Below are 1,134 nucleotides of genomic sequence, written 5' to 3' on the forward strand. Positions count from 1 at the left end.
GAATTATGAAAAGATATATTTTAATAGTAGTAATTTTATTTTTAGCAGGGTGTAGTACAAATAAACATATTCAATTTACACAGGGGGATAATAAAAATGTTAAAGTTTTTTATACTGATTATGGTGATGTTCAGCAAATGTCAATTCATTTAAGAAAACAGATTAAATTAAAAAATCCTTATATGAGATTTGCGAATACTAAAATAAATTATTTTGTTGAAGGAGAGCAAGTTGCTGAAAAGGATGCTTACCCTATGGAATATGGAAAAGATGGTAAGTTATACGTAATTGGAAGTAGTTGGGAAGATGTATATCAAGTAAAAATTTTTCCTTTAAGTGAAAGAGAAATTATTTTTGAAAGACGAGTTTTTATAGACCCTTTTAAATTTGAAGGTATTTACAAAAGTTTAGAACAATATCTTTCTTTGGGAAAACCTTTTGTTTATGAAGATGGATTGACAGGAGAAAAATACGAAAGTTCAAAATCTATAATTTACGAAGAACCTTTTTCGGAATTCAAGCGAAAAAATCCTGAATTATTAGAGTTTTTAACAAAAGGTGATAGTATTGAATTAGAGGTTATTAGCCCTGTAAAACAAAAATATAAGTTTAAGGCGGAGTGGTAAGTTATTATAAAGCCCCAAATACGGGAACTTTCATAAAAGGCGAAACCACCAAAGGGCTTTCACAACTCTCGGCAATGGAAAACCATTTAACAAGTTCAAAAACGCTGTATTTTATTAGAGATACAGCAGATATTTTTGGTAGTTTTTCCAGTTTGGAAGATTTGGCAAGGGGCGGGAAAGATATAAACTCGGTATTGGCAGATGCGTTGGCTTTGTCGGTCAGGGCTACGCCAGTGGTGGGAACGTTGCTATCCATTCTTGGAAAAATGACGTTGGATATTTTGCAAACGCCTATCACAGAGTCTATGGAAGAAGGAAGGGAAGAGGGAATAAAAATGATAAATATTAGAAAATTTAAAGGAATGGAAAATTTTGACAATTGGTTAGAATATCATACAGATAATACTTTTTTATTTCCTCAAAATTATTTTTTCAGGTATATCAGTTATGAAGGAATGCAAGGTTTATTAGATGGAAGTATAAAGAACTGGCAACAATTAAATGAATA

The 1,134-nt window shown here is 31.0% G+C and carries 2 protein-coding genes; both read left to right on the forward strand.

The genetic code is table 11. From position 1 onward, the window contains the following. A partial coding sequence (locus OO775_RS13990) for a hypothetical protein (protein WP_264847843.1) occupies positions 1–626 on the forward strand: 626 nt, incomplete at its 5' end. Continuing rightward, the coding region (locus tag OO775_RS13995; RefSeq protein ID WP_264847844.1) for a hypothetical protein at positions 620–1,134 on the forward strand (515 nt) is incomplete at its 3' end. The genes OO775_RS13990 and OO775_RS13995, both read left to right, overlap by 7 nt.

This window comes from Capnocytophaga catalasegens (assembly GCF_026005215.1).
Lineage (GTDB): Bacteria > Bacteroidota > Bacteroidia > Flavobacteriales > Flavobacteriaceae > Capnocytophaga > Capnocytophaga catalasegens.